Annotated in this window: 16 protein-coding genes; 10 read left to right on the top strand and 6 right to left on the bottom strand. The window is 61.8% G+C overall.

The features are described 5' to 3' along the window. Positions 1 to 185: 185 nt before the first annotated feature. Genes RTO53_RS03145 through RTO53_RS03135 form a run of 3 tightly spaced genes read left to right on the top strand, consistent with a single transcriptional unit; the run spans position 186 to position 5,303 of the window. Positions 186 to 2,420, top strand: coding sequence for an ATP-binding protein (locus RTO53_RS03145; protein WP_312236426.1), 2,235 nt, complete (start codon positions 186 to 188; stop codon positions 2,418 to 2,420). After that, on the top strand, positions 2,417 to 2,890 hold the full coding sequence (locus RTO53_RS03140) for a response regulator (RefSeq protein ID WP_312236425.1): 474 nt from the start codon (positions 2,417 to 2,419) through the stop codon (positions 2,888 to 2,890). The genes RTO53_RS03145 and RTO53_RS03140 overlap by 4 nt, the downstream gene beginning before the upstream one ends. Continuing rightward, a complete protein-coding gene (locus tag RTO53_RS03135; protein ID WP_312236424.1) occupies positions 2,883 to 5,303 on the top strand; it encodes a PAS domain-containing protein in 2,421 nt (806 codons plus the stop codon). Before RTO53_RS03140 ends, RTO53_RS03135 begins: the two co-directional genes overlap by 8 nt. 330 nt (positions 5,304 to 5,633) lie before the next feature. Here RTO53_RS03135 and RTO53_RS03130 read toward each other — a convergent pair whose 3' ends face one another. From RTO53_RS03130 to RTO53_RS03115, 4 genes are all read right to left on the bottom strand, one after another. Next, positions 5,634 to 6,437 carry a trypsin-like serine protease gene (locus RTO53_RS03130; RefSeq protein ID WP_312236423.1) on the bottom strand — a complete coding sequence of 268 codons (804 nt, stop codon included), beginning with the start codon at positions 6,435 to 6,437 and terminating at the stop codon, positions 5,634 to 5,636. 145 nt (positions 6,438 to 6,582) lie between these two features. Further along, the gene (locus tag RTO53_RS03125) at positions 6,583 to 7,101 is read right to left on the bottom strand and encodes a nuclear transport factor 2 family protein (RefSeq protein ID WP_312236422.1); all 519 of its coding nucleotides are present in this window, start codon (positions 7,099 to 7,101) and stop codon (positions 6,583 to 6,585) included. Positions 7,102 to 7,204: 103 nt separating this feature from the next. Continuing rightward, positions 7,205 to 8,293 carry a DUF5694 domain-containing protein gene (locus RTO53_RS03120; RefSeq protein WP_312236421.1) on the bottom strand — a complete coding sequence of 363 codons (1,089 nt, stop codon included), beginning with the start codon at positions 8,291 to 8,293 and terminating at the stop codon, positions 7,205 to 7,207. A 132-nt stretch (positions 8,294 to 8,425) separates the two neighbouring features. Beyond that, positions 8,426 to 9,307, bottom strand: a complete 882-nt coding sequence (locus RTO53_RS03115) for a LysR substrate-binding domain-containing protein (RefSeq protein ID WP_312236444.1) — start codon at positions 9,305 to 9,307, stop codon at positions 8,426 to 8,428. A 117-nt stretch (positions 9,308 to 9,424) separates the two neighbouring features. Here RTO53_RS03115 and RTO53_RS03110 point away from each other — a divergent pair, with 117 nt between their 5' ends. Then, a complete protein-coding gene (locus RTO53_RS03110) occupies positions 9,425 to 10,300 on the top strand; it encodes an aldo/keto reductase family oxidoreductase (RefSeq protein ID WP_312236420.1) in 876 nt (291 codons plus the stop codon). Positions 10,301 to 10,324: 24 nt separating this feature from the next. Here the strand turns inward: RTO53_RS03110 and RTO53_RS03105 are convergent, their stop codons facing one another. Next, positions 10,325 to 10,810 carry a nuclear transport factor 2 family protein gene (locus RTO53_RS03105; protein WP_312236419.1) on the bottom strand — a complete coding sequence of 162 codons (486 nt, stop codon included), beginning with the start codon at positions 10,808 to 10,810 and terminating at the stop codon, positions 10,325 to 10,327. A gap of 165 nt (positions 10,811 to 10,975) precedes the next feature. Here RTO53_RS03105 and RTO53_RS03100 point away from each other — a divergent pair, with 165 nt between their 5' ends. The 6 genes from RTO53_RS03100 (at position 10,976) to RTO53_RS03075 (ending at position 19,444) form a co-directional block, all read left to right on the top strand. Further along, positions 10,976 to 11,839 carry a hypothetical protein gene (locus RTO53_RS03100; protein ID WP_312236418.1) on the top strand — a complete coding sequence of 288 codons (864 nt, stop codon included), beginning with the start codon at positions 10,976 to 10,978 and terminating at the stop codon, positions 11,837 to 11,839. A gap of 127 nt (positions 11,840 to 11,966) precedes the next feature. Then, on the top strand, positions 11,967 to 12,830 hold the full coding sequence (locus RTO53_RS03095; RefSeq protein WP_312236417.1) for a hypothetical protein: 864 nt from the start codon (positions 11,967 to 11,969) through the stop codon (positions 12,828 to 12,830). Between the two features lie 127 nt (positions 12,831 to 12,957). Next, a complete protein-coding gene (locus tag RTO53_RS03090) occupies positions 12,958 to 13,821 on the top strand; it encodes a hypothetical protein (RefSeq protein WP_312236443.1) in 864 nt (287 codons plus the stop codon). 25 nt (positions 13,822 to 13,846) lie between these two features. Next, entirely contained in the window at positions 13,847 to 15,172 is a 1,326-nt protein-coding gene (locus RTO53_RS03085) for an XVIPCD domain-containing protein (RefSeq protein WP_312236416.1), read from the top strand. 844 nt (positions 15,173 to 16,016) lie between these two features. Next, positions 16,017 to 18,404 (top strand): DDE-type integrase/transposase/recombinase, encoded by a 2,388-nt coding sequence (locus RTO53_RS03080; protein ID WP_312236415.1) that lies wholly within the window; start codon positions 16,017 to 16,019, stop codon positions 18,402 to 18,404. Then, the gene (locus tag RTO53_RS03075; RefSeq protein ID WP_312236414.1) at positions 18,404 to 19,444 is read left to right on the top strand and encodes an ATP-binding protein; all 1,041 of its coding nucleotides are present in this window, start codon (positions 18,404 to 18,406) and stop codon (positions 19,442 to 19,444) included. The genes RTO53_RS03080 and RTO53_RS03075 overlap by 1 nt, the downstream gene beginning before the upstream one ends. 1,460 nt (positions 19,445 to 20,904) lie before the next feature. Here the strand turns inward: RTO53_RS03075 and RTO53_RS03070 are convergent. Then, the gene (locus RTO53_RS03070; protein WP_312236413.1) at positions 20,905 to 21,675 is read right to left on the bottom strand and encodes a hypothetical protein; all 771 of its coding nucleotides are present in this window, start codon (positions 21,673 to 21,675) and stop codon (positions 20,905 to 20,907) included. Positions 21,676 to 22,419: the final 744 nt, after the last annotated feature.

The raw sequence follows: 22,419 nt of genomic DNA, 5'->3' as shown, positions 1-22,419 counted from the left end.
GCAGCGTTTGCGCTTGCCCTGCGCGCGCCTCCAACACGCTGCATCGTCACCGGTTGGGCAGACCTGATATGCGAAGCTATGTGCGCCGTGTCACACCAAGGTGGGGTGGCCGGTGCTCGCCGGGCAATCGATCGGCGGTGTCCTTCGAGCGGTCTTGTCACGGCAATTGGTGGGAGTTCAACAGCATGTCATCCTGGAATTCCGGCGAACATCCCCTGGATCTCAGCGGTTGCGCCAGCGAGCCGATACGCACGCCCGGCGCCATACAGCCCTACGGCCTGATCCTCGTGCTGGAGCCGGCATCGTTGCTGGTCACTGCGCGCGCGGTCGCGCGCGCAGAGCTGCTGGAGGCGTTCGGCGACCCGCTCGGCCAGCCCATCGATGCTGTCCTGGGCGGCGCACTGGCGCGGTGCAGGCCGGCCCTGGAAGCCATGGCGCAGGACACCTCGCAGTTCCTCGGCGCCCACGCGATCGGCGGGCATGGCGCCCATCATGTGCAGGCCCACCGCGTGGGCGACACCCTCATCGTCGAGCTCGAGGCGCCGGTGCCCGGTGAGCCGGGCTCGCTGGAGGATCTGTATCCCTCGATCCGCCATTTCATGGGCGCGATCGAGCGCGCAGCCACGTTGGCAGCGTTGTGCGATCTCGCCGCCGCGCAGGTCCGCGAACTGACCGGCCTGGACCGCGTGCTGGTCTATCGCTTTGACGAAGAGTGGAATGGCGCGGTCATTGCCGAAGACAGGAACGACGTACTGCCCAGTTACCTGGACCTGCGTTTTCCCGAGTCGGATATCCCCGCCCAGGCACGCGAGCTGTACCGGCAGAACCGGGTCCGGCTGATCGCCGACAGCAATTACCAGCCCGTACCGCTGGTCCGCAACGCCGCCTTGGCCGATGCCCCGCCTACCGACCTCAGTCCGGTTTCGCTGCGCAGCGTGTCCCCCGTGCACCTGCAGTACATGCGCAACATGGGCACCGGCGCGTCGATGTCGGTATCACTGCTGCGCGAAGGCCAGTTGTGGGGGCTGATCTCCTGCCATAACCAGACCCCGCGGCGGGTGCCCTATCACGTACGCACCGCCTGTGAATTCATCGGCCAGATCCTCTCCCTGCAGATCGCGCTGAAAGAACGCGCGTTGGGCGTGGAACAACGCATCGCGCGCCGTGCCATCCAGGTACGGCTGCTTGCACGCATGGCCGGCGACCAGGATTTCATGGCCGCACTCGGTCGCGACCAGCGCAGCCTGCTGGCGTTGACCGAGTCATCCGGCGCGGCGATCGTGCACCGGGGTGAGTGCATCCTGCATGGCGACTGCCCCAGCCAGGCGCAGGTGATGCACCTGGTGCAGTGGCTGGCGGCCCAACAGCGCGAGGGCGATCTGTTCTGCACCGAACGCCTGCCCTCCCTGTGGAAGGACGCCGAGGCCTTCGCCGACGTGGCCAGTGGCGTGCTGGCCATTTCCATTTCGCAGGTGCATGACAGCTACGTGCTGTGGTTCCGTCCCGAGGTCGTCCGCACCGTGCGCTGGGGCGGCGACCCGCGCAAGGAAGCGACCGGCGCGCTTACCCCGCGCACCTCGTTTGAAGGCTGGAAGGAAACGGTGCGCCGGCAGTCATCGCCCTGGAACGCGGTCGATCGCGATGCCGCGCTGGAACTGCGTGCGGCCATCGTGGACATCGTGCTGCGCAAGGCCGAGGAAATGGCCGCGCTCAACGAACAGCTCCTGCGCAGCAACAAGGAGCTGGAAGCCTTCTCCTACTCGGTCAGCCATGACCTGCGCGCACCGTTCCGCCATATCGTGGGCTATTCGGAACTGCTCTGGGCCTCGGCCAGCGACAGATTGAACGATTCAGAAAAGAGATTTCTCGACACCATCGTCGAGTCTGCACAATCAGCGGGAACACTGGTGGATGACCTGCTCAGCTTCTCGCAGATGGGCCGGTCCACGATGGGTCAGATTTCCATGGACATGACCGCCCTGGTCGAAGATGTCCGGCACAAGCTGGACATGGAATATGCCGGACGCTCCATCCAGTGGGCGGTGCCGCCGCTGCCGCGTGTCCAGGCCGACCCCGGGATGCTGCGGCTGGTCTGGCAGAACCTGCTGGCCAACGCGATCAAATTCACCCGCGACACGCCCCAGCCGGTCATCGAGGTGGGGCATCAGCGCACCGACACCGAAGAGGTGTTCTTCGTCCGCGACAACGGCTGCGGGTTCGACATGCGCTACGTGGACAAACTCTTCGGCGTGTTCCAGCGCCTGCACCATTCAGACGAATACGAAGGCACCGGCATCGGCCTGGCCAACGTGCACCGCATCATCACCCGTCACGGCGGCCGCACCTGGGCCGAAGGCGAGGTAGGCGTCGGGGCGACATTCTTCTTCACCATCCCCTTCGCTACTGGAGACAAAGTATGAGAGATCTGCGACCGATCCTGCTCGTGGAAGACAACCCGAAAGACGCTGAACTGACCATGGCCGCCCTCGCCCGCTGCCAGCTGCTGAACGATGTCACCCATGTGCGTGACGGCGTGGAAGCGCTTGAGTACCTGCGTTGCCAGGGCCGCTACGAGGGCGCCATGCATGGCGGCCCGGTGGTGGTACTGCTGGACCTGAAACTGCCCAAGCTCAATGGGCTCGACGTACTCCGCGAAATACGTACTGATGCCGCGCTGAGCAGCACGCCGGTGGTGATGCTGACCTCCTCGCGCGAAGAACAGGACCTGATCCGCAGCTACGAGCTGGGCGTGAATGCCTTCGTGGTCAAGCCGGTGGACTTCAAGGAGTTCCTGGAGGCCATCCAGGGCCTGGGCATGTTCTGGGGCATCACCAATCAACCGCCGCCGCACGGGACCCTGTTCGGCGCCAAGAGCAGAAAAGATGGCTGACGCTGCACCGGGCACACCGATCCGCATCCTGATGGTCGAGGACAATGCGCTGGATGCCGAACTCATCGCACTGCAGCTGCGCCGCGCCGCGCTGCCCTTTACCTTCGAACGGACCTGGTCCCACCAGGGAATGCTCGATGCCCTGCGCGGCGCTGCGTTCGACGTCATCCTGGCCGACCATGTGCTGCCCGGCTTCGACGGCGACGCCGCGCTGGCACTGGCCTGCGACGTCGCCCCGGAAATCCCCTTCATCTTCGTGTCCGGCACCCTGACCGAAGAGCTCGCGGTCCAGGCGCTCAGGCGCGGTGCGCGCGACTACGTGGTCAAGTCGCGGCTGCAGCGGCTGCCTGACGCCATCGTCCGTGCCATCGGCGAGGCCCAGGAGCGACGCCGGCTGGCCCGCGTGGAGGCCGAGCTGCACGACAGCCACCAGCGGCTGCGGTTGATCACCGATTCGCTGCCGGCGCTGATCGCCTATTTCGGCCAGGACCACCGTTATCGTTTCGCCAACCAGGCCTACTTCGAATGGCACGGGCGCGACCCGGAAAGCCTGGTCGGCATGCACGCGCGCGAAATCGTCGGCGATGAAGCGTTCGCGCAGATGCAGCAGCACCTGGACAAGGTGCTGTCGGGCCAGAAAGTCAGCTTCGAAACGCTGTCCCAGCGCAACGGCGCCACGCCGCGCTACGCCCAGGTCGATTGCGTGCCCGAGCTCACCGCCGACGGCACGGTCATGGGGTACTACGCCATGGCCCGCGACATCAGCGAGTTGAAGCAGGCGCAGTCGTTGCTGAAAGCCAGCAACGAATCGCTCGAGCGCCAGGTCGACGAGCGCACCTCGGCCCTGCACCGCAGCGAAAGCCGGCTGCAGGCGCTGTTCGAGTCCAGCTTCCAGCACCAGAATCTGCTGACCCTGGATGGCCGCATCATCGACACCAACTCCGCGTCGCTGGCCGCCATCCTGGCCACCAAGCAGGATGTGCGCGGCGCGGTGTACTGCGAATCGGCGTGGTTTGCCGATACCGAGGGCGTACCGGCGATCGTCTGCCAGGCGGTGCTTGAGGCCGCCGCAGGGATGGCCTCCCGGCACGAGCTGGAGCTGCGCCTGCCTACCGGCATGCGGACCTTCGAATTTTCCTTCCGGCCGCTGCTGGACCACCAGGGCAAGGTCACCGCCGTGGTATCCGAAGCGGTGGAGACCACCGCGCGCCGCCAGGCCGAGGAAGCGCTTCGCCAGAGCCAGAAGATCGAGGCCGTCGGCCAGCTCACCGGCGGCATCGCCCACGATTTCAACAATATCCTGACCGTGATCGCCGGCAACGTGGAGTATGCCCAGCTGCTGATCGACCGGCTCGGCGACAGCGCCGGCAATGCCGCGCACTCGCTGGACAACGCACTCAAGGGCGTGATGCGTGCGGCCAACGTCACCCAGCGATTGCTCGCCTTCTCGCGTCGGCAGCCGCTGCGCAATCTGCCGGTGGACCTCAACGCGCAGGTCAGCGACATGCAGGACATGCTCAAGCGTTCGCTCGGCGAACTGGTGCAACTGGAGATGTTGCACAGCCCGGACATCTGGTGCGTGGAGATCGACCCGAGCCAGCTGGAGGCCTCGGTGCTCAACCTGGCCGTCAACGCGCGCGACGCGATGCCCGAGGGAGGACGGCTCACCATCGAGGTGGACAACGCCCATCTGGATGACGATTTCAGCAACCAGAACCCCGATGTGCCGCCGGGCCACTACGCGATGGTGCGCGTGCGCGACAGTGGCCACGGCATGTCCGCCGAGACCATGGCGCGCGTGTTCGAACCGTTCTTCACCACCAAGGAAGTGGGCCGCGGCACCGGCCTGGGGTTGTCGATGGTGTACGGGTTCGTCAAGCAGTCCGGTGGCCACGTGCTGCTCGATTCCGCGCCTGGTGTCGGCACCACCATCACCATGTTGTTCCCGCGTTCGTCCGCGCCGCTGCCGCATGACCGGCCGCTCGGCGAACCGCGACAGGGACTCTACGAGGTCCTGGAGGACACCACGATCCTGGTCGCCGAGGACAACGACGATGTCCGCGCCTACACCGTGGAAACCCTGCGCCAGCTCGGTTACCGCGTGCTGGAAGCGCATGACGGCCCCTCTGCCATGCGACTTCTGGAGCGTACCGATGTCGCCGTGGACCTGCTGTTCTCGGACATCGTGATGCCCGGCATGTCGGGATGGGAACTGGCCAAACGCGCACTGGCGCGGAACCTCGACCTGCATGTGCTGTTCACCTCCGGCTACCCGCGCGACCTCGACGCCAGCGGCGCGCTTGGCAGGAACATCGCGATCCTGGCCAAGCCGTTCACCCGCAGCGACCTGGCTGGATCGATCCGGGCCGCCTTGCAGGAGGGAGCGGCCGGGTCGCTCGCTGGCGCACCCTGACGAGGCGGGCCGCGGGGTACCGCTCATCGCGCCCGGTGGCGGTTACGCGCGTGGCGGAAGCTTCAGCAGCGCTCTGGTGCGCGCGGCCGTTTGCATCACCAAGCCAGATGCGGGAGCGGCCCTTCCGCACGCAGCCGAGCGGGCCGAGAACGGCCTTGGCGGCTGCATTGATCCGGCGTGAGTGTTGCGCTGTCGACATGGAAGGCATTCTTGCTTTCGCAGGGTGATGGCAAGTCAACTGCAGCGTAGTGGTTGCACCCACCGAACGTCTTTGGTCTGTACCAGAGAGTGACCGCCAGTGCGCTTCACTGCCGGCATCGCGTAACGCGGTCAGTGCACCACCCCGGATTCGCCAGAAAGTACACCCTCGATCCACCCGCGGTAATAGCTCAAACGCACGTTGCAGCTGATCTGCCCATAACGCCCGGGCCAGGCCGTCAGCACATTGCCCTCCACGAATTTCCATGAGGCCAGCCCCGCCAGCACCCATTGGCCGCCGTCCTGCACAAGCACGGGACCGCCACTGTCCCCGTTGCCCAGCACGCCTTCCAGGGGCAGCCCCGTGGGCGGCTTGTCGAACACATAGCAGAACCAGCGGTCGTAGGCGCTGGAGACCTGGTTGAACGCGCGCCGAAGCTCGCCGCGATGGCTGGCCTTGGGATCGTGCCCGGTGGCACCGGTGCCCGTAGCGCCCTTGCCCAGTAACTTGACGATCTGGCTGTATTCTTCAGTGCCTTTGTAGAGCGCGACAGGCGCGACATCGGTTACGGGACGTGCCAGCTTGACCAACGCGATGTCGTCGCCGGATGCGAGAAACACCACGATTAGCATGGCCTCGCCGGTCGCCGTTGCCTGATCGATCAAGGCCTGTGGCAGCGGCTTGTAGCCGGCGTGCACGACGACGCGCGCTACGTCCCGGTCGACCCCGTTGATTGCTACTCGCTTGAGGTCGGAGTGCTGCGGAATCGTATGGGCTGCGGTGATCACCCACTGGGGCGCGATCAGTACGCCGTGGCCCTCACCGGGCATGTCGACCAACGCGGGAAACTCAGACGTCGGCACCCGGTACTGCGCGTCATCGACATCGTCTCGAATGACGATGGCATTGGCCGTCGAGGAGAACAGCAGGAACACCAGGAGCGACAGTAGTCTGTTCATATGCACGGCGGTAGAGGTGCTTGAGAGCGTGATCGCCGGGCCCTGAAGATCGAACCCGCGAGGCGAGGTGTGGAGGATGCCATGGCGCGCAGCAGACCGCCGACCCTCGGATTCAATGGGCTCAGCCCGCAGGATCGCTTCGCTTGTCTCTCATGGAGTAAACCACCGAGAAGATCTTCCAGCCCTGCTCGGTGCGGACCAGTTGCCACATTTCCGCCCCCCAGTTGGTCTTCGCGCCATTGGCCAGGAACGCATAGTCGAACGACACCGACGCCACGTCGCCATCGGTGTCGATCTTCACGTTGGAGAACGTCTCCTCCCTCGGCTCCGCAGTGCCAACCACCTCATCGATCAGGGCGACAAAGTTGTTGGACGGAATGCGGCGCGCCTTGATCGCGTCAGGCTTGGACGTGCGGATCTCCTTCAGGCGCGCATCCTCCGAGACGAATTGCCAGCCAATGTCCTCTGGCCGGTCGGAGAAGAACAGCGCCATGTAGGCCGCCTTGTCCTTGTGGATCAGCGATGTCCGAAACGATTCCACCACCTGCTCGATGGCCCGGACGTCGGAGGCGACATTGCGCGCCGCACTTGCCGGTGCGCAGACACTGAGCGTGAGGACGAACACAGCCAGCCAACTCATTCTCCTGGACATACGGCCTTCCTGATTCCTGAATGTTTCAGATCATAAGGCGATCGGACCGCGAGCGCTCGACGGCAAACGCTCCAGCGAGGTTCCTCCTCCGTCAACGCAGCACCTCCTCGGCATCCACCAGCTGCACGTCGTGCATCAGGTTGAGGTACGCCTCGTAATACGGCTTGTGCGATGCGCCCACGATGGCCAGCAGGCGGGTGCCGGGCGTCTGCCCCAGCACGTCGCGGATGTTGGCGACCATGCGCAGGTTGCGGGTTTCCCAGTAGCCCACGTAATTGCGCCCGAACCCCTGCGGCGATGGCTCGACCAGGGCCGCGCCGAAGTCGCTGCGGTAGGTCTGCATCGCGGCCTCCGGGGCGTTGTACGCGCGGTAGATCGCCAGCATGCCGTCGGGCGTGTGCAGATGGGCGTACAGCGAAAGGTCCGCATCGGCGCGCGCCTTCGTGTACGGGTTGTCCCACGCCTTCTGGATGGCTTCACCGGCCGCCGCTTCCACCTCCTTGGGCGAGCTTGCATCGGCGGTATGGTCATCCACGGCCCATACCCGCTCCAGCCCGAGCCGCGCGGCAAGCGTGGCGGCCACCAGCACGGACTCGTCGTGGCGCTGCAGGCGTTTGTCCAGGTAGGCCACCAGTTCGTCGGTCAGGGTATCGGCGGCGATGCGCTGTTGCGGGGGCAGGCGCAACCATTGCACGACCGCCGAATTGCGCTCACCGGCAGCCAGCCACACGGCGGCCAGCCGTCGCCGCTGCGCCGCGCTCGGCGTGGCCGGCCAGGTTGCCAGCAGCCGCTCGGCTTCGGCGTTTGCGGCCGGTACGTCCAGGCCTGTTGCACGCTTGGCCGGGCCGGTATCGGCGCAATAGCTGCTGACGCTGTCGGCATAGCGCGCGGGAGACCGGCGCATGAAGTCACACTGCAGCCCGGACACCGCCTCGACGGCGATCGCCTGCGGCTTCCATGCAACCAGGCGCGCCAGCAGCGGTTCCAGCTGCGCCGGTGCAAAGGTATCCGGCAATGCCGACAGGTGCGGCGAGCCCAGCACCAGTACCTCGTTGGGGCGGCCCGCGGGCGGCCCCTTCAATTGTTCCGGGTGGAAGCCCGGCTGATAGCCCGGGCCGGCGGCGAGCGCGCTGGCGCTGCACAAACCAAGGAAGACGATGCTACCGATGCGTTTGATCATGCTGCCTCCGTGCAATGGCCGGTGCCTTGCCTGTCGGCGATGCTGCTCGCGCCACCCCGCGATGGGAAGCCCCGTAGGTCATGGCAACCCTTTCCGCGCTTACCGCATCGCGGCGTGCGCACCGCAACATGCTCACCCGGCTTGCGCCTTGATGAAATCGATGAAGGCCCTCAGCGGCGGGGGCACGAGGGTTCGGTTGGGGTAGTAAAGGAAGGGACCGGGGAATGACTGCCACCACGGCTGCAGCACCGGCTCCAGTACACCGGCGCCGAGATACGGCTGCAGCCAATCCTCGAACAAATGGATGATGCCGCCGCCGGCCGCAGCAACCTCTACCGCAAGATCGACGCCCCCTCCAATCTCCACCAGCAGCTGCCCGCGCGGGATGATGGTCACCACGTCCCCGCCCTGCTCGAATTCCCATTCGGATACCGCGCCACTGGGAAACCGCCCGCGTATGCAGTCGTGATCGAAGAGATCGCGCGGATGCGCAGGCCGCCCGCGACGGTCCAGGTAGGACGGTGCTGCTGCCGTCGCGCTGCGTTGCACGCGCGGACCGATCGGCATGGCGATCATGTCCTGCTGCAGGCGCTCGCCATAGCGGATGCCTGCATCGCACCCGGCCGCAATGACATCGACAAAGCTCTCCTGGGTGAGGACCTCCACGCTGATATCCGGATACGCGGCCATGAAAGGCGGCAGAATCCGCGGCAATACGAGGCGTGCGGCACTGACCGGCACATTGAGCCGCAGCGTTCCTGTCGGCGTGCTGCGGAAGGCACTGATCGCGTCGGTCGCGGTATCCAGCTCCCGCAGGGCCGGCTCGACGCGTGCCAGCAATACCTTGCCGGCGTCGGTGAGTCGCACGCTGCGGGTGGTGCGATTGAGCAGTCTCACCCCTAGCTGGGCTTCGATGCGCTTGACCGCCTCACTGAGGTTGGATGCGCTGATGTCGGCCGCTCTGGCCGCTTCCCGGAAGCCCCCCGCCCGCGCCACCAGGACGAAGGCCTGCATATCGCCCAGCCGCGTACTCATTGTTCGCCCTTCCGGACAGCCCGTTCGCTTTATATCGGATTGTCGCACAGCGGTCCCGGCCCTAGATTCTTTCCATCCCCGCCACGAGTTCCCGCCATGACCGACCAGCCCGCTCTGCCCACCTTCACCCTTGGCGATCGTGCCGTTGCCCGCCTTGGATACGGGGCCATGCAGTTGGCAGGCCCCCACGTCTTCGGCCCGCCGAACGATCGCGATGCCGCCGTGCGCGTGCTGCGCGAGGCGGTCGAGCTGGGCGTCAACCATCTGGATACCAGCGATTTCTACGGGCCGCACATCACCAACCAGATCATCCGCGAGGCCCTTCATCCCTATCGCGCGGAGCTGACCATCGCAACCAAAGTAGGCGCCATGCGCGGTGCCGAGGGCGAGTGGCTGCCGGCGATGTCCGCCGCCGAACTGACCCGCGCTGTGCATGACAACCTGCGCAACCTGGGCCTGGAGGTGCTGGACGTGGTCAACCTGCGCTGCATGTTCAACGTAATGGCCCCGGCCGAGGGGTCGATCGCGCCCTCTCTCACGGTGCTGGCCGAATTGCAGCAGCGCGGCCTCATCCGCCACATCGGTCTGAGCAACGTCACCGCCACCCAGGCCGCGGAGGGGCGCACGCTCTGCAACATCGCCTGCGTGCAGAACCAGTACAACCTGGCGCATCGCAACGACGATGCCCTGGTGGATGCGCTGGCACGGGATGGCATCGCCTACGTGCCGTTCTTCCCGCTGGGCGGCTTCAGCCCGTTGCAGTCCTCGGCGCTTTCGACCATCGCAGCGAAGCTGCACGCCACCCCGATGCAGGTAGCACTGGCATGGCTGCTGCGCCGTTCGCCCAACATCCTGCTCATCCCGGGGACCTCCTCGCTGGATCACCTGCGCGAGAACATGGCATCGGCAGATCTTGTTCTCGACGACGGGGACATCACCGCGCTGGATGCCGTCGCGCGGATGCAGGGCTGACAGCCGTCGGCAGCGCCGCAGACGTCACTCCACGTCTGCGCGTTTCTCCGCCGCGTTCAGATTGTCCATGTCCGAGAAGATCTTCCACGGCTGGCCGGGCATGCGCTGCAATGTCAGCGTGAACTTCCCCACCTCGCCGCCTGTCCCGTAGCGGTATGCACCGATGATGTAGCCGGTGGTGGCATCGGTGGAAAATGCCAGGGCACGCAGCTGCAAGGGCCCGCCCCCTTCTCCCTTGAACCCTGCCTCGTAGGCTGCGCGGATGGCCTGCCGACCGCGGATCGGCGGCCGATGGTTCTGCAGCACGAAACCGTCCTCGGCGAACAGCGCTGCAAGCGCGGTCGCATCGCCTGCGCGCCACGCATGCTCATAGTCGCGCAGCAGTCGATCCAGCGGCGATGGCAGCGCGGCGTCGGAAAGGCGGGCAGGCACCGGGGCGTCCTGCGCATGCGTCGGCCCGCCCAGCAGGGCGAAACCAAGAAACAGCCACAAAAGCGTTGAACTGCGCATTGGTCATGATCTCCCGGCACTGTCGATGGTTTGAATCGAAACGATTTATCGGTCGGGCGCCGCATCGCCAGCGTTGCTCCGGCGGCGCCGCCACCCGGCTGCATGGCTGGTCCGTGGCGCACAGGTTACCTATAGTTGGCTCCACACCAAGCAATGGAATGCTCAATGCGCGTAATGTCATCCGGGCGGTGCCTGGCACTTGCGCTCGCCGTCGCGGTGACCGCCACCGCCTGCACGCGTCCGCCGTCCACCGGCCAGGAGCCGCATGGAACGGTGCCCGGCGCAACGCAGATTGGCCGCACCATCAACGGCCATACCTATTCCGACGCGCCAGTGGATGTGAAGCTGGGGCCGACGACCTTCCGCATTCCAGCCAACTACCTGGACAGCCAGATTGCACCGTGGCCTGGCGAAGGCGTTACCCTTGTCATTGAATGGCCGGATATGACGCCAACGCCGCCGGGGGCGCGCGCGAATCCGCGCACGAATGATTTCCGGAAGGAGATTGCCGTGTCGATCAACTACATCGACAGAATTCCCATCGAGACATCGCTGTCGCGGCTTTCCTCCAACGAAGCCGTTACCGAAGCCGACTCGGTGGAGCGTCACGACCCCAGGGACCGTCTCGACCTTCGCGTAGCCGGTCCGGAGACGTTGGGACTGACGCCGTACGCCATTGACGAGGCGAAGATGGGCGCTTACGCGAAGGATTATGAAGCGCGCTACGGGAATCCGCCTGTTCGCAATCCCGCCTATGAGGACGACTGGTACGTTGCACGCGACCCGGAGGGCGCGCTCGCCACCTTCATCAAATGTGAGAGCAGAACTTTCCGGGGCGACGGCGTTCGCCTGGAAGGCAGCCAGGTCATCAGCGAGGAAGGCAGCGTTGCGGCCGGCTGCTTCCACTATTTTTCGGATGTCGAGAACAAGCTGTCCATCAGCTTGAATTACAAGCGCGCTTTCCTGAAGGACTGGAAGCGCATGGAAGGCGCAGTACGGAACGTGCTGGAGAGCAGCAGGGCCCGCTGACAACGCTGGCTAAAGCGATCGCGTGCGTCAGCGCGCGATTGATATGGCCATGAACCTGAATCCATTGCTGTTCCAAGGCGGTATGTTTGCCTATAGTTGGCGGCAAACCAGGCAATAAAATGTCGCCATGCGTGTGAATGGATCCGGATCGTGCCTGACTCTGGCGCTCGCCTTCACCGTCAGCGTCTGCGCGTGCGCAAGGACGCCGCACACCGAACAGAAAGTGAGTTCAACCATGTCGGAATCTGCACATACCGATAGAACCATCAACGGCCATACCTATTCCGATGCGCCTGTGGATGTGAAGCTGGGGCCGACGACCTTCCGCATTCCAGCCAACTACCTGGACAGCCAGATTGCGCCGTGGCCAGGCGAAGGCGTCACCCTTGTCATCGAATGGCCGGAAATGACACCAACGCCGCCGGGTGCGCGGGCGAATCCGCGGACGAACGATTTCCGGAGGGAGATCTCGGTTCGCATCGTCCATATCGATCGTGTACCGATCGAGACGTCATTGAAGCGGCTGTCTTCGAATGAGGCCATCACCCGCGACACTTCACTGGAACGGCGGGATCCAAGGGACCGCCTCGACATGCGCCTTCCGCAGCCAGAGACCTTCGGACTTACGCCCTACGCTATCGATGAATCGAAAATGGCGGCGTACACGAAAGAACACCTGGAACATTACGGGACGCCGCCTGTCCGCAATCCGGCGTACGAGCGCGATTGGTACGTCGCGCAGGATCCGGCCGGCAATCTGACGACGTTCATAAAGTGCGACAGCACCGCTTTCCGCGGCGATGGCGTGCGGTTGGTCGGCGATCAGGTCGTTGACGACGACGCTCAGGTCGCCGCCGGCTGCGTCCACTACTTTTCGGATATCGAAGACAGGCTCTCAATCACACTCGATTACAAGAGGGCTTTCCTGAAGGACTGGAAGCGCATGGAGGGCGCAGTACGGAACGTGCTGGAAAGCACCAGGGCCAATTGACAACGCTGGCTCCAGCGGTCCACCACGTCAGCGCACGGGTGATGTGTCCGTGACCCTGAATCCGCCGCTGTCCCATGACGGTCAGTTTGCCTATAGTTGGCTCCACACCAAGCAATGGAATGTCCCCATGCGCGTGATGAGATCCGGGCCGTGCCTGACGCTGGCACTCGCCGTCGCTGTCAGCGCGTGTGCATGCGCAAGGACGCCGCCCACCGAACAGAAAGGGAGTTCAGCCATGTCGGAATCTGCACACACCGGTAGAACCATCAACGGTCACACCTATTCCGATGCGCCGGTGGATGTGAAGCTGGGGCCGACGACCTTCCGCATTCCGGCCAACTATCTGGACAGCCAGATTGCACCGTGGCCTGGCGAAGGCGTCACCCTTGTCATTGAATGGCCGGATATGACGCCAACGCCGCCGGGGGCGCGCGCGAATCCGCGGACGAATGATTTCCGGAAGGAGATTGCCGTGTCGATCGATTACATCGACCGGGCTCCCATCGAGACTTCACTGGAACGGCTTTCCTCCAATGAAGCCATCACCGAAGCGGGCTCAGTGGAACGGGGAAATCCGAAGAATCGGCTTGATCTGCGGGTGGCACAGCCTGAGAGGTTGGGACTTACGCCCTACGCCATCGATGAAGCCAAGATGGCGGTCTACTCGAAGGCGTACGAAGCCCGCTACGGAAAGCCGTACCCCCGCAATCCAGCCAGTGAGTATGACTGGTACGTTGCGCGCGATCCCAGCGGTCCGCTGACCACCTTCATCAAGTGCGAGAGCGTCTCGTTCCGCGGGGACGGGGTGCGCCTGCAGGGCGATCAGGTCGTTGACGAGGAAGGCGCTGTTGCGGCCGGCTGCTTCCACTATTTTTCGGATGTCGAGAACAAGCTGTCCATCAGCTTGAATTACAAGCGCGCTTTCCTGAAGGACTGGAAACGTATGGAAGAGGCGATACGAGACCTGTTGGCACGTACCAGGGCTCAGTGATCGACGCATGTACAAGGAGCTGTAGATGAGTGGATTGACTCAGCACGACATCAATATCCTGACCAGCTACGCCGATGCCGGTAACCGCGAGCTGTACTGGAACTATCTTTCGCAGCTGCCAGGCGCAGACGGCTATGGCACGCTGGCTTTGGGCGTGGTTCGCAATGACAGCCTGCCAGGCCAGGTGGCCAACAGCTACGCGCAGGACTATGCCCGAAGTCAGCATGACAACGGATCGCGACATCCCAATGCCGAGCTGAGCGAACGGCAATGGGAGCTCTTTGGTCAGACGCTGCTTATCCAGGACCTTGAGCGCCGAAACCTCTGGATGCAACAACAGCGTCCGGACATGGCACTGAACCTCCCCGGCAAGGACGTGATGCTGGCGCACGACCGGGCATTCGAGCGCCACAACCTGGACCCGAACTGCTGGACACCCCGTGTTCTGCTGCAGGCGGCGCTTGAGAAGAGCGGTCCACAGCAGGTTGAACAGATCTGGTCGAACATGCTCGACAACGCGTACCGGGGGGCGGTTCGCGCAGGCAAAACCAGCCATGACGCCATTTCGCAGATGGGCTGGTCGGAGGGTGGGCAGTACCTGCTCAAACTCGGTGCGACAGAAGCCGGGCAGTTGCTCGAAGGCCGCGCCTCGGTCGACCCCAATGTCATCGGCGGCAACAGCGCCTACGCGATGTACTTCGAACGCGACCAGAAGTGGGTCAACGTGAGCAGCGGCGGCGGTCACCTGTCCATGCGGGAGGAGACCCGCCCGGAACGGATCGCCGAACTCGATGATGCCCGCGAGGTGCGCCTGGAGCGGCAGCACAAGGCCACCCAGTTCCACGCCGAAGACCCCTACCGCAACATCACCCGCAGTCCGCTGACCGCGTCGATTGACGGCATGCCGGCTGAGCGGCAAGCGCCGACCCGGCTGGCCGACATCGGCCCCGGCCACCCCGAGTACGGGTTGCTGCAGCAGGTTCGCCAGGGCGTGGCCGCTCTCGACGCGCAGGCCGGCCGGGCGCCGGATGAGAGCAGCGAGCGCTTGACCGCCAGCGTGATGGCCCTGGCCCGCCAGAGCAATCTGGAGCGGGCCGACCACGTCGTGCTGAGCGTGCAGACCGCAGACAACGCCGCCGGGCGCACGGTGTTCGTGGTCCAGGGCGACCTGAACGACCCTGCGCACCGCCGCGCATCCATGCCCACCGACGTGGCCGTGCAGACGCCGGTGGCGCAGTCACTGCAGCAGTTGGAGATGTCCAGCGCGGAGCGCCAGCAGGGGGCCGTGCAAAACCTGGATCAGCAGCGGGAGGCCCCGGCCCGCGAGAATCCGGCGGTCCGCATGGGATGACCGCGTCCAGGGCGGGGCGGTGGCCGGCCGTCACAATCCCCCCTGTTGGCCGCCAAGGCCAGCTGCCCCGCCAAGCCACGCGATCCGGTTGTGCGGCTCAGCATAGTTGGTGGGAGACCGGCCACCATAGATGGTGGCCAGTCTTTACCTAGGACCAACTCCAAGGGTCTCGAAGGCGCCGGGCGCCTAAGTCAGAGCATCTGTGAGCATCCCAACCGAATCGATTAAACCGGATCGTGGATTAGAACCAACCACCTGCAATCCTTCCAATTTGCCAAGAAAATTGATTCCTTTTTTTCTTTAATATCAGCCGCTTGCGAACACAAAGCGCGCGCCTTACTGTAGGCCTACCTGACCCAAGCCCTACGCCTCCCATGGCCGCTATTTCGGCGCTACGACAAGACCTTCTCACACGCTACGGCGCTCTTCTTACCTCAGAAGAAGTCGCGCGCGTGCTCAGGTTTAAGAGCAAAGATGCGCTGATGAAGGCACGCAGAAGGGATGCGCTACCAATAGCGCTCTTCAGCATTCCGGGTCGAAAGGGTCTCTTCGCCACCTCGGCTGACGTTGCGTCATGGGTGGAGAGTCTTGGCGCCAGTCATCCCGCAGCAGAGGAGACAGCGACCGAGGAGACCAAGCAATGACATAGCCACTGAAAAATCATTGGCTAAAAAAGGAAATGCCCCGGCAGCAACCGAGGCATTTCTGGGAACAGCACTTCTCGCGAAGCTGGTCCAACTTTAGCCCCCAACGCATCAGGCCGCAAGTCTCGTCTCCCACGGGCCTGGAGCACCGTGCCTGATCCCAAGAACCCTTACAGCTAGCTGCTGTGGGCCGGGGTGCTATGAAGTTCACTGAAGAAGACCGGAAGGCTTATGCAGCTACTCATCAGCTGACATTTGCCGCAGCCGACTATGTCGAGAGGGCGAGCATCGGAGTGAGCCGAAACATCGGTATCGCCCCGAATCGGCCATCTATGCTCGTGGAGTTCCCGTCGTTCAAGATGGGCTGCACGATAAATCTGGAGAGTCGGCATGAACACTGTTACGCCGTAGAGCTAGAGCGCGACCGAGACGTCCTGGCCTATTACGAGCAGCCTCCAACGGTGGAGTGCGTGCGTGATACCCCGAAGGGAAAACGCCCGTATCCCTACACGCCTGACTTCATTGTGCTGGGGAAGACAGGGCTATTCGTCGCACAGGTCAAGGACATCTCCGAGCTCAAAAATTTGGTGGAGACCCGCCTTTCCTGGAAGAAATGTGACAACAACTATGTTGACCTGGCAGCTCGAGACCTCTTCGCGTCAATCGGCATCCGCCATGTAGTCATCCCGTCCAGCAGCCTTTGCAAGCAAGTTACCCAGAACCTTCTCACGCTCCGTCGGGTCGAGTTGGCCGCCGCAGATCCGGCGGTAGAGCGGGCTGCCCTGTCGCATGTTCTTCAGAGAAGAGTCGTGACGATGTCCGAGGTGATGCAGAAGATCCACACTCAAGATTGCACATCACTATTACACCTTGTTGCGTCTGGAAGGATCTTTGCTGATCTTTCCAATCACTCGCTAAGCAGTCCCTCCACTTGTCTGCTCGCAGCGTCACCAGAGCTTCTGACTACTGATCTAGTCGAGGAGATCGAGCGCTCAAGGCACATAATTCCTTCTAGCGAAGGCACGTTGAGCAGAGACCTCATACCCAGCAGCTCGCACCTGTTGAGGGGACTCGAAAACCTCAACTTCCTTCAAGGCGATATCCGCACAAGAAGTGAGAAGGAGCACGCAAGACGGCTCCGACTCCGCCGTGCAGATGGCGAATCACAGGGAAAATCTGCAATCGCGGCGTTGACACCCCGTTACGCATCAAGCGGAAACAGGACGCTCAAGCGGCCAGCTTCGGTCCTGCAGTATGCTCGCGAGGAACTCAAGCGTTGCCTTGAAGGTAATAGTAACCCTGGTCCACTTTCGGTGTACCGCCGCTACCAGGTTCACGCGGAACTTCACCATCCGGGTCACCGTCCCGTCGGAAAGACAACGGCTCGGAAGATCATTGCCGAGCTTGAACAGGAAACGGCTGCATCCAGAGGTGGCAAACGCCTACTGAACTCAAAGTCATCGCCGTCCTCGGTAGAAGTGCGAGCGCTAAAGGCGATGCGCCCCTTCGAACTCGCTCAATGTGACCACTATCTAGCAGACATCGAAGTGGTGGTCGGGAAAGCCAACGGCAAGACCTACACCGCGCGTCCGTGGATCACCGTCCTCATCGACTGCTACACCCAATGTGTCCTTGCATTCGGGATGTCACTACGCGCTCCCAATAAAGGCACCAGCTCACAAGTGCTGCGCGACTGTGCACGCAGACACGAGCGGCTTCCCGAAACAATCATCAGCGACAACGGATCAGACTTCACATCTGTTCATTACTCGACAATGGCGGCGCAACTGAACATCTCCATCATGTTTCGCCCACCGGGAAACGGAAGGTTCGGGTGTGAGGTTGAGCGGCTGTTCGGTAAAGCAAAAACGTTCTGGCTCGACTGTCTTCCAGGAAGCATCAAGACGATTCGCTTCTCTCGCTCCATATCCTCAGACCGACAACCATCGGCAAGGGCAGAGCTTAGTTTGGTAGACCTTTGGTACGAGATGGAAGCATTCAGTGAGTGGATCGGGAGGCGTCCATCAGGCGGCAGCAGCGAATGCCCTGATGCAAAGATGCTAAGCGGGCTACGACAGTTTCCGTTTAGCGGGATACGAGCTCAGGCCGATCTCAGCTTCCTCGTCACAACTGCAATGAATCAGAAGCCCTTGAAGGTCTCGGGGAACACTGGAATCCATGCTGGCGACTTTCACATGTGGCACGACGCCCTCGCAGCTTTCGCGGGGAGACGCGTCCCGACGCGGATCGACGGCCAGGATCCGCGAATCCTCTATGCACTGCTCGACGATCAGTGGGTTGTTTGCAAAGCATACGCTGCGCTCCAAGCAGGGCAGCAATCACTTGCCGAAGCGATGGCGTATGCGGTGTGGGCGAGAGATGGTTCATCACTGAGAGAGTTGATGAAGGCTGACTCCGATAGGCAGCTCATTTCCGAGATTGAAAGACGCGAGATGTCTCGTAAAGCACCCCCTGCGAGGGAGCCCAACGAAGCTCAACTGATTACGGAACATCCGACCAGCTGCCCCCCGTCCCTTGGAAGCTTCAAGGCGATTAGCACTGAGCCAATGTCCGTCGAGGATTGGTAGTGGCTGAGCAAGAGAAATCCCTGGCGGAGCAGATTGACCTCGTCGTCGCCAAGCGTCTTGGACACAGAATCTACGATGAGACACGACGCTATCTGGAAGCAGCTCGGACCGCAGTGTTGACCGAGGAGGTAGTGATTCTTGTCGGACCGCCCAGGGTTGGCAAGTCTAGTGTTAGCCGACAAGTCTTTGGAGCACACTCCAAGCAGGCCCCTGATGAGCAGGATCATATGCACTCTGTTTACGTCCCGGCTGGAAACGACTCAACAGCAGGGGCCTTCTCAACGAAGGCTTTCCTAAGCGCTTGCCTGAACTCGATCCGCCATCCGCTGTTGAGCACCGATGTCGCTGCACGTGAGGGTCGACTCGGCGACTCTTTTCTTAGCCGAACCACAGAGGGTGCGATGCGTTCGGCGTTCGAGAGATGCCTCGTGGCGAGGCGTACGCAGTTCCTGGTCATAGACGAAGCCCACCATGTAATGAACGCGAAAGGTGGGGAGAGGTCCGCCGGTGCAATCTTGGATTCATTCAAGGTGCTGGCCGCCAGGACAGGAGTTCGCCTTGTTCTCGTCGGTTCTTACGATCTTCTCACCGCGGTCAACTTGGCTCCTCATCTGATCGGCCGATCTCAAACCATCGAATTCCCCCGCTACCGGGAGTCAGAGAGGGACATGGTCGAATGGTCAAGGATAGTGCGCCACTACTCGAGCCTCATCCATGAGGACGCGCATGCAATGGACGAGTACATCGAGGCACTTCATGACGGCTCATGGGGCTGCATAGGTGCGCTTTCACGATGGATCCGGAATGCTTTAGCTTCCTGCCGATCTGAAGGCCGCTCGATACCCGGACAGGGTGATTGGGCTCGGACTAGGCAGCTTAGCTCAGCGCTTGCCGCGGTTAACGCTGAGATCCGACGTGGAGAACTCCACTTTTCAGCAAAAAGGGACGTCGCCATGCCCGAAGCAGCGCCGACGTTGGCAGCGCGAGCGAGCAAGAAACCAGCTCCATTCAAGAGGAAAACACGCCGCAATGAAATCTGATGACGAGACCACTCCACGCCTACTACCGTTGGGAATCATCGGGAAGAACACTGGCGATGTCGAGGCACTTCACTCATACGTGCTCCGGCTTGCACGTCTACACAGTGTCACCCCCGCCTATCTCTTCGAGGTGATTGCACGAAGGGCAGGCCGGCACTCGGAGGCGCGGCCAGGAGACAGGATAACGGCAGCGGTAGGCCCCCAGTTGGATAGACCGCGCCCGGTCGAACATTCGGTCGTTCCACTTCTCACAACAATGGCGTCCGAGCGCGAAATTGCCCTCAAGAACTCAACTTTCATGTTCCTATCCAAAGCGCTAAGTCGGACCGTGACTTGCTATTCCCGGTTCAGCAAATGGTGTCCTGGGTGCGTCGCGGATCAGTCTTTAGAGGGCGTCCCGGTTCACCATAAGCTTGTTTGGTCCTTCTCGGCCGTCAAGGCCTGCCACGTACACCGGATGGGCCTCACTAATCGTTGCTTAGAGTGCGGCGCAAGGCCGCTTGGGGGACCCGCGTATGCTGATTCGTGTCGTGCCTGCGGGACGCGCTTTGATCAGGTTCACCCTTCTACGCGCGTAGCAGTTGCCCATGAGGAGTATGCGCTGGATCTAGTCGAACTAGTCGATAGCTCCATGTTCCGGACTGGCGATTACCAAGTGGGAGCGATCAAAAGCTTCATCCATCGACTCGTCTGCTACGTCTGGCTTGAGAAAAGAGAGCGCTACCGGTTCGAAGGGCTGCCACGTCATGAGTTCATGACATACCTACGTCGAGAGCACCCACCGACCCTCTCCATGGTCAGACGAACGTCAGCTCGCCTCGGACTGCCGATCGATAGCCTCTTACATCCATGGGGTCCTTACACGAGAGACTTCTTTCTCCCCGAGCATGCTTTTCCTTCTCCCTAATTTAGACTCATGCTCAACCCAGGTGAGTGACCCAAGGTTTTGTGAGCAGTCATCTTCGCGTGCTCGCAGCAGTTTGCCGGAACTCACGCGGCAGATAGCGCCCTGGCAATGCAGCCATGCAGCCCGCAACGTGTAGCCACACCAGCCGCAACGTTGCGTCTTTGAGACGTCCAACGGTAGACTTTCAACTAAGGAAATATGTGGTTCTCGCGCTAACAACATCCCTTAGAGCAGCGTCAATGCCTGCTTGATTCCGATATCGCGCCATCTTTCCCACTACTCATTCAGGCGACCAGATGATGAACAACCTGACGCTCTTTCAACAGATGAGCATCGTTGCCGGGGTGATCGTCCTCTTAATTGTGTCGCTTACGGCGGCAGCGGTTTGGCTTGCTCATCGCCAGAACAACAGGGACTGATGCTTTTCTCAACACAGCATACGTGTGGCACCCCATCGCATAGCAGCCGCTCCCCTGCCAATCAGCCACTCACTGACTTCTTCGCGCCAAGGGCCGCTCTCGGTCAAAAGCGGTCTGTCGCAGCCGTCGAACAGTTACAAAATATCCTCTTCTACCGGAGCCTTTTTTGACTTGTCCTTTTTAGGAACGGGCCACTCTGCGCGACTCAAATTAGTCTCTTCTACCCCTAGAACTTCCCAAGCTATCGCCTTGAACTTCGCTGGGGATGGAGGATAGATACCGCTGCTTGTTGCAGAAAATCCGATAGGCACATTGAGGTTTGATGAATGAAAAGCCGAGATGAGTCCGGAAAAAGCCTTCTGATGCTCTGCGTCCCTATGAAGGAACTTGAACTTCTTAGATGAGATAGAGCCATCAACAGGGAGAGTATCGCGACGCTCACCCTTGAACGGACGTCGTAACAGTACAGCATTAATATTCGTCACGTGACCAGCCAAAACGAAAAGGCACACGGCGTCTGGATGCGCTCTTTTCATCAAGGAAAGCCTTACGAAGTCGGCCATCAAATTCGACACAGTGCAATGTGAGGAACCAGCCCACTTAGCTTCGATCAGGACTTGCGGCTCAGATACAGGCATCCGCTTATCGTCATATATCAGCGCGAAGTCCACATTTTTTTTGCGTCCGCCGCCACTTTTCTCGCCGACAACTGGCACCCGCTGTATCGCAGGAAGTGGGTAGTCCGCGTGCACACGAGCTGCCTTGTGATCTCCGTGTAGCGAGCTAGCAACGCTCCCTATTGCAGCCTTGAAAGAACTCTCAGAGAACAGCCCTGCCCTGAAGCAACAAGCCTCAAAGTGCATCCAGCTTCCCAAAGCTTCGGCGAATCGACGTGTGTTCTTCATGTATTGGTCCTTCATCATTCTCGGAGCGAACAGGCAATAGCTTGACGTAGAACACGAGGCTGAGCCAGCGCTTCGAGGCCAGAAACTTCGAAGGCCCTCCTTTTCCGTTGTCGACTAAGCCAGCTTCGCCAAGGCCGCTCAGCATCTCAGCCTGTCCCAGCCAGATCATTCGCCAGCTCTAACAGAAGCTCAGCGCATGCCCGCTGAACTGCAGCACGCACAGCGCCTTCCCAACCGAACCCTGACAGCGCCCATATGAGCGAGCGGCACCGATACTGAGTAATAAGCAGGGCTCATCTCCGCTCTCGCAGACACTTACGAGAAAGGCGACTCAAGCCCTTAGTGGTCGGCGGCTATCCACGGAGGCTGCTCCGGGTCGGAGCCCGCCAGCGGCCAAAAGCGGACGACACTTCAGCTCACTAGCCCACACTTCCTATACTCTCCAATCGGCCTACAATCTTTCCATGGATTAAAATAGCCAGGCCACATATGGAAATTAATGAAACAGCCGTTAGGATCGAGATAATTATCCAAAACATGATCGGATCGCCCACCGCTGTCCACGTTCCGTTACAGCGACGGCTGCTACAGGAAAATACACCTGCGTTGACAGCATTAAGTTCACGGGAGAATAGAGCAGCCCCCATCCCCAAGGCAAAAAGGCCGATAAGTATTATTCCAGGCCAAGTCCTTGCAGCTCGAATTGCAAGTTGGTTGATACGTTTCTGAAAGCTCAATCTTCCA

This window comes from Stenotrophomonas sp. (assembly GCF_031995405.1).
Taxonomy (GTDB): Bacteria; Pseudomonadota; Gammaproteobacteria; order Xanthomonadales; family Xanthomonadaceae; genus Stenotrophomonas.
Note: the sequence above shows the minus strand (reverse complement) of the source record. Positions and strands in the feature narration are given on the sequence as shown.

What these genes read in the sequence shown, in the direction of transcription:
- RTO53_RS03070 (WP_312236413.1), bottom strand. Translation starts at nt 21,675, where the DNA reads ATGAAGAACACACGTCGATTCGCCGAAGCTTTGGGAAGCTGGATGCAC.
- RTO53_RS03120 (WP_312236421.1), bottom strand. Translation starts at nt 8,293, where the DNA reads ATGATCAAACGCATCGGTAGCATCGTCTTCCTTGGTTTGTGCAGCGCC.
- RTO53_RS03110 (WP_312236420.1), top strand. Translation starts at nt 9,425, where the DNA reads ATGACCGACCAGCCCGCTCTGCCCACCTTCACCCTTGGCGATCGTGCC.
- RTO53_RS03140 (WP_312236425.1), top strand. Translation starts at nt 2,417, where the DNA reads ATGAGAGATCTGCGACCGATCCTGCTCGTGGAAGACAACCCGAAAGAC.
- RTO53_RS03085 (WP_312236416.1), top strand. Translation starts at nt 13,847, where the DNA reads ATGAGTGGATTGACTCAGCACGACATCAATATCCTGACCAGCTACGCC.
- RTO53_RS03125 (WP_312236422.1), bottom strand. Translation starts at nt 7,101, where the DNA reads ATGAGTTGGCTGGCTGTGTTCGTCCTCACGCTCAGTGTCTGCGCACCG.
- RTO53_RS03145 (WP_312236426.1), top strand. Translation starts at nt 186, where the DNA reads ATGTCATCCTGGAATTCCGGCGAACATCCCCTGGATCTCAGCGGTTGC.
- RTO53_RS03080 (WP_312236415.1), top strand. Translation starts at nt 16,017, where the DNA reads ATGAAGTTCACTGAAGAAGACCGGAAGGCTTATGCAGCTACTCATCAG.
- RTO53_RS03105 (WP_312236419.1), bottom strand. Translation starts at nt 10,810, where the DNA reads ATGCGCAGTTCAACGCTTTTGTGGCTGTTTCTTGGTTTCGCCCTGCTG.
- RTO53_RS03090 (WP_312236443.1), top strand. Translation starts at nt 12,958, where the DNA reads ATGCGCGTGATGAGATCCGGGCCGTGCCTGACGCTGGCACTCGCCGTC.
- RTO53_RS03100 (WP_312236418.1), top strand. Translation starts at nt 10,976, where the DNA reads ATGCGCGTAATGTCATCCGGGCGGTGCCTGGCACTTGCGCTCGCCGTC.
- RTO53_RS03115 (WP_312236444.1), bottom strand. Translation starts at nt 9,307, where the DNA reads ATGCAGGCCTTCGTCCTGGTGGCGCGGGCGGGGGGCTTCCGGGAAGCG.
- RTO53_RS03095 (WP_312236417.1), top strand. Translation starts at nt 11,967, where the DNA reads ATGCGTGTGAATGGATCCGGATCGTGCCTGACTCTGGCGCTCGCCTTC.
- RTO53_RS03135 (WP_312236424.1), top strand. Translation starts at nt 2,883, where the DNA reads ATGGCTGACGCTGCACCGGGCACACCGATCCGCATCCTGATGGTCGAG.